The sequence below is a fragment of the Mesonia aestuariivivens genome (assembly GCF_019311235.1).
In the GTDB taxonomy this organism is placed as follows: Bacteria; Bacteroidota; Bacteroidia; order Flavobacteriales; family Flavobacteriaceae; genus Mesonia; species Mesonia aestuariivivens.
In genome coordinates this window covers 1-5,731 of sequence record NZ_JAHWDF010000032.1, presented here as the reverse complement: position 1 = coordinate 5,731, position 5,731 = coordinate 1, and the positions used below count along the sequence as shown (strand labels likewise).

General features: G+C 32.9%; 2 protein-coding genes. Both read right to left on the bottom strand.

Annotated features, from left to right (window positions below; genetic code table 11):
• Positions 1–95 precede the first annotated feature (95 nt).
• Complete coding sequence (locus KW502_RS14890) at positions 96–3,236, bottom strand: DEAD/DEAH box helicase (RefSeq protein ID WP_219041349.1); 3,141 nt, start codon at positions 3,234–3,236, stop codon at positions 96–98.
• Positions 3,237–4,035: 799 nt separating this feature from the next.
• Positions 4,036–4,545, bottom strand: a complete 510-nt coding sequence (locus KW502_RS14885) for a hypothetical protein (protein WP_219041348.1) — start codon at positions 4,543–4,545, stop codon at positions 4,036–4,038.
• Positions 4,546–5,731: the final 1,186 nt, after the last annotated feature.

Genomic DNA, 5,731 nt, shown 5'->3' with positions numbered 1-5,731 from the left:
TCCATTTTAAAGAGACTATATTCTGCTAATTTACAAACGATATAAAACTAGAAAACCACTCTAAAGCGGTTTAAATAAGTGAGATTTTCTAAGAATTAGAGGCTTGTGCAACGGTTACCATTGTTGTGCATTCGTACTTCTTCACCAAGTTTATTCAATTGATTAAAGTAAGCTTGTTTCAGCCATATTTCTTTATCTCCAATAGCAATGAATCTGTATTTAGCTCTTGTTATAGCAACATTTAATAAATTTGGTTTTTGCGAAGCCCAATTTGCTGCTCCTTTAGTTGTTTCGTCTAATCCTAAACATAAAATCACACCTTCAGCTTGTTTTCCTTGAAAAGTATGAACAGTTCCAATATGACTTTTTAACCATTCTCCCATTTCTTTACTATCAATCTCTTTGTGTCTCTTAACTTCATTTATTAAATGCTTAAAAAGAAAATAATTTAGCGAATAACTTATTTGACTAAACGGAGTGATGACAAAAACATCAGGTAAATTTTTAGAAAAATTAATTTCATCAATTAAAATGTCTTTAATCTTTTCAGCTTGTTCTTGTACAAAGTGTCTTCCTTCAACAATTCCTTTACAATGTATAAATGATGTTTTGAAATTCACGTTAATACTTTTTGGGTTTGCAGTAGAGCAATACATTGTATTGTCGTAAGCAATGTTATTTGATATTTCAAACATAGGACTTATACATCTTCTGTGAACTCTTAATGGAATCCCAATCCATTCTTCTTTGCTATTTATTGTTAAGTAAGAGCCTAACGGATTAATTCTATCTGCCATTGATTGTACCGAAAGTTCTGAACTTATATTGTCTTTATCTAAATCAAAATAATTGCTAATGTTATCTGTGATAGAATTAGGAATAGTTACTACTGGTTCTATTTGAAATGGGTCGCCAACAACTCCCACTCTTTTAGAACGCCATATTGAACCTGCGGCAGCTTGCGGAATTGCTTGTCCTGCTTCATCAATAAATAACCAAGGAATATCTTCCTTATCCAAATCTTTAAACATTGTTTGTATAGAAGCAAAAGTTGAAGAAATAACAGGAATTACTAGAAAAAATGTATCCCACATCCCTTTTATTTCTTTTTTTGAAGCCGAAGTATCTCCTTTCAAATACTCAAAAAATCCTGCAAGTGTTGTTGAAATCCTACTTGAAGTAGCATTTGCAGTAAGTATAAAAACCTCATTTAATTTCAATGAAATAATAAATAATTCGGATTGTAATTTCTTTAATTTCACAGAATACCAAGGACAAGATTCTTGTGATTCTTTAGATTCTATATTTTCCCAATAACTTGTATCTGCGTAGTTGCTTTTTAATTCTATTTTTGCATTATTAGTTAGAGTAGTTAATTTTTCTAACTGAATTGTTAAATTAGACTTTTCATTTTCTTGCTTTTTAAATAATATTTCTAAACGATTAAAATCAGATTCGTTTTTTGATAAAATTGGAGTTTCAACATTCAAATTTTCTGAAATCTGGATGTAAGTATTTTGAGCTATTTCTAAAGCCTTTTTATATGTATTCCTCTTGCTTTTATTGAACCAATAAGAGAAGAAGTTTGGTTTACCACTTTTAATAATAGATAATTCGTTAAGAATCTCTTTTCTATCTTTATTCAAACCTAATACTTTAGCTTTTTGATGTTGATACTTGGTTTTTGCTATTTCATACTTAGCTTTAGTATTCTCTAAATCTTGCGTTATTTCAAATAACGATTTTTTAGTTTCTAAATAGATTTCATAATCTTCTTTAAAAGTTTCTAGTCTTTTCTTTTCTGTTGAAATTTCATTTAACTTATTAATAAATTCGGCTTTAATTTTACTCCATTCCGAATTGTCAAATAATTTATTTTCTTTTAATGTGTCTTGTAAGTCTTTAAAGTCATTGTTAAACCATAAACTGCTTACCAAGGTATTTCTATTTTGTTTGTTTCCTAAAACAGCAGATATAATCCCCCAATTTTCTTTATTAATACAATCTTCTGCAACATTTTTAAAATAGGATATTTTAGAACTATATTGTTTTGAAACTTCTTCTTTTAATGGTAATTCTTTAGATATATTTTCGACTGCTCCGTTATTTGAAGAAGCAATCACGATTCCTCCATTTGTTATTGATTTTAATGGTTCATAAAGCCAAGGAGAATATTTTTCATTAATTTCTATTGAACCTACTTTTTTGAAAGCATCAGAAGGATTTTCAATCTTAATAAGTTCCTTAGCTCGTTTTACAATTATAGGAGCTATAATATCTCTGAGTAAAGTCGTTTTTCCTGTTCCGGGAGGTCCATTTACTGAAAACATTCCTTCTTGATTACTTTCTGATAAATTATTGAAAATGTTATTTACTGCAAATTGTTGCATTAAACTTAAAGTATAATCAGAAGGCCAACATCCATCAGGATAATTATTTGGAGATAAATTATTTTTTAAGGTGTCTATTTTTTTAGAAACATCTAGTCTATTTGATTGCTTATTTAAACTACCATCTAAATACTGTTGAAAGGCTTTCGGAATTGATTTTTTGTCGTAAGCAGAAATTATTTTTTCTAAATCTTTTATATAAAAGCTATTAAGAATATCGGCTGTAGCTTTAGTTTCTTTTTTAGTTATAAATTTCTCTATTCTTTTTACATATATTTCTTTGGTTGGTTTTATACTCCAATTACTAAGTGTTTCAACTTTATTTTGAAACTTCAATAATTGAATATTATTAGCAATAGTTGAAACTTTTATAACTTCTTCATTTGAATTGGTAATTGTTTCTTTAAAATTTAGTTCTAAATATTCTAGTAAATTATCCTTTATGGTTTCAAATGAAAGCTCCCAATTATCGTTTTTTATTTTATTTTTTTCCAATTGGTTTAAAGCCCAAGGTAAAGTTGATACTCCAAAAGAGTCATTGATGTATTTCCCTTCAATATCTAATTTTATTGTAGCAAAACAAATTTTTGAATTTCTAAAATTTTCATCTTTTTTTGTGTCTTTGAAATAATTTTTTACAAACTCATTAGCGACAGAAGAGTCGAATACACCAAAGTAAATTGTGTATTCAATAGTTTTATTTGGGTCTTTGGATTTTAATGGAATTTTCCAAGGTTCTTTCTCATTGAGTAGTTCTACATTTTTTTCAGATGATTTTGGGGTAGAAGCAGGACTGAAATGTTCTAGTTTATGCCAGCAAGACAATAGTTTTTTATGTTCACTCATTTGTTATTATTTCGATTGTCTTTTGTATGATGCACAACGTTTATGTGTCGAGTAGGCAAGGGGATTTTCACCCCGAGCCTCTCACAGAACCGTACGTGATAGTCTCCCATCATACGGCTCTTCTAACTTGACATACAAAAATAGCTCATCCTTTTTTCAAGTTGGCAGTATGTACATCAAATTAGCTAACCCCTTTGCTCCACTCCCATTACAGGAGCTTCTTCACTACTACGAGTTAGTCCGCCCCTATACCAAGCATCGTTATTTTGCCTCTAGTTTGCGCTATTGTACATTTCACTTTGCATCTTGGCACAGGTTCCCGAGTTCCGTAAATAAGCCCAAATACTGGTCATGCCTCCTAAATGACGCCTGCCGCCCAGCCAATAAACAGGTGACCGCTGGACTTATAATGTTTGTCATACTTCAAACACTTTTGACAGAAGGTTGCACTTTCCCGACACTTCATCAGAGGTTCATTTGCATTCATCTCCAGTATTCATACCTGACTAGCTCGTGGCATAGCCTTTTCCATAACGCTCAATACCTTGACTCTTTATCAAAGCACCTTATGGTGGTTTAATGCTCTCCCCTGTAGGACAACATTGGTGGGTCGGCTCCACCATCTTATAAACAGTTGCGTAACGACTTTCAGCCGATCGTTACTCTCGGCACACATATGGAAAGTTGCGTGTTTGCGTGCGAGGAATTTCCGAAGGAAATTCAGACGTAGCAAACGTGCAACGACCTTTGTTTTAGCACAACACCAGCAATTTTTTATATACGGTGTTGTAACCAGTTTTTATTTTTCATTACTCAATTCGTCAAAAAATTTGCTCGGATTTCTTAAAAATCGGTCAGCATCTGAACCTTTTATTAATTGTGCTAAATCCGAAATATTCGGTTTGCATAAATTTCCGTTTCTGTCCATTAAAATCCAATCATTTTCTTTACAAATATCAAGCATTGAATTAAGGAAATTCAGAGTAGTATCTGTTAAGTCAGTCCGAAACATAAATTCATCGATAAATTCATTAGTTTTATTTAAGCCAAGACTAACGTCGTGGTCAAATTCCGCTTTTTCACTTTTCCAAATTGTATCGTCAGTCCAACTTGCACGAGTAATTATTTTGTCAATTTGTTTTTCTAATTCCGCTACATTAACTTCTATCTCTTTCCACCAATTTGTTGTTCTTGCATCTTCAAATTCAGGCTCTAAATCTTCGTTATCAGATTCTGTATATTTTTCCCAAAACTTTTCCCATTCAGAATGTTTAATTTCCAATTGATTTGGTATTTCTCCAAATTTCATTTCAATCGCCTTTTTCGGCAGTATGTATGTTATAAATTGGTTAATTGCCATTCGGTTTCTCAAATTGGTTACAACGGGTTTGTGTCGAGTAGGCAAGGGGATTTTCACCCCGAGCCTCTCACAGAACCGTACGTGATAGTCTCCCATCATACGGCTCTTCTAACTTGACATACAAAAATAGCTCATCCTTTTTTCAAGTTGGCAGTATGTACATCAAATTAGCTAACCCCTTTGCTCCACTCCCATTACGGGAGCTTCTTCACTACTACGAGTTAGTCCGCCCCTATACCAAGCATCGTTATTTTGCCTCTAGTTTGCGCTATTGTACATTTCACTTTGCATCTTGGCACAGGTTCCCGAGTTCCGTAAATAAGCCCAAATACTGGTCATGCCTCCTAAATGACGCCTGCCGCCCAGCCAATAAACAGGTGACCGCTGGACTTATAATGTTTGTCATACTTCAAACACTTTTGACAGAAGGTTGCACTTTCCCGACACTTCATCAGAGGTTCATTTGCATTCATCTCCAGTATTCATACCTGACTAGCTCGTGGCATAGCCTCTTCCATAACGCTCAATACCTTGACTCTTTATCAAAGCACCTTATGGTGGTTTAATGCTCTCCCCTGTAGGACAACATTGGTGGGTCGGCTCCACCATCTTATAAACAGTTGCGTAACGACTTTCAGCCGATCGTTACTCTCGGCACACATATGAAAAGTAGTGGATTTTAGGCACTAAATTTTCGGATTATAACAGACCATTAATTTATTCTTTTTGTTCCGTTTAAGCGATAAAACCGCTATTTTTTATATACATCTTAAGTTTGCATTTTAAAATAATTAGTAATTAATCAGAAAGAACAAAGAGAGAATTAAGGTTCTGTTATACGGTGAAGCGTTAGACTTCGGCAACATTGATAATCCTCTCTCTTTAATTACGTCAATCACGTTCAGTTCTGTGAGGTTAGACCTCGATTTCAAGTTGTTGTGATCAGCGTAATATATGTTCTTTCCAAAAATCAGTGTTATGGGTAAATATAAAGAAACTTTTGGAATCGATATCAGTAAAGATGTTTTTGATGTTTATAGCAGTAAAGGAGGTCATTCTCAATTTAAGAATGATTCTTCCAGATTTAAATTATTTGTCAAGACATTAGCAGTAGACTCTTTGGTAGTGATGGAGG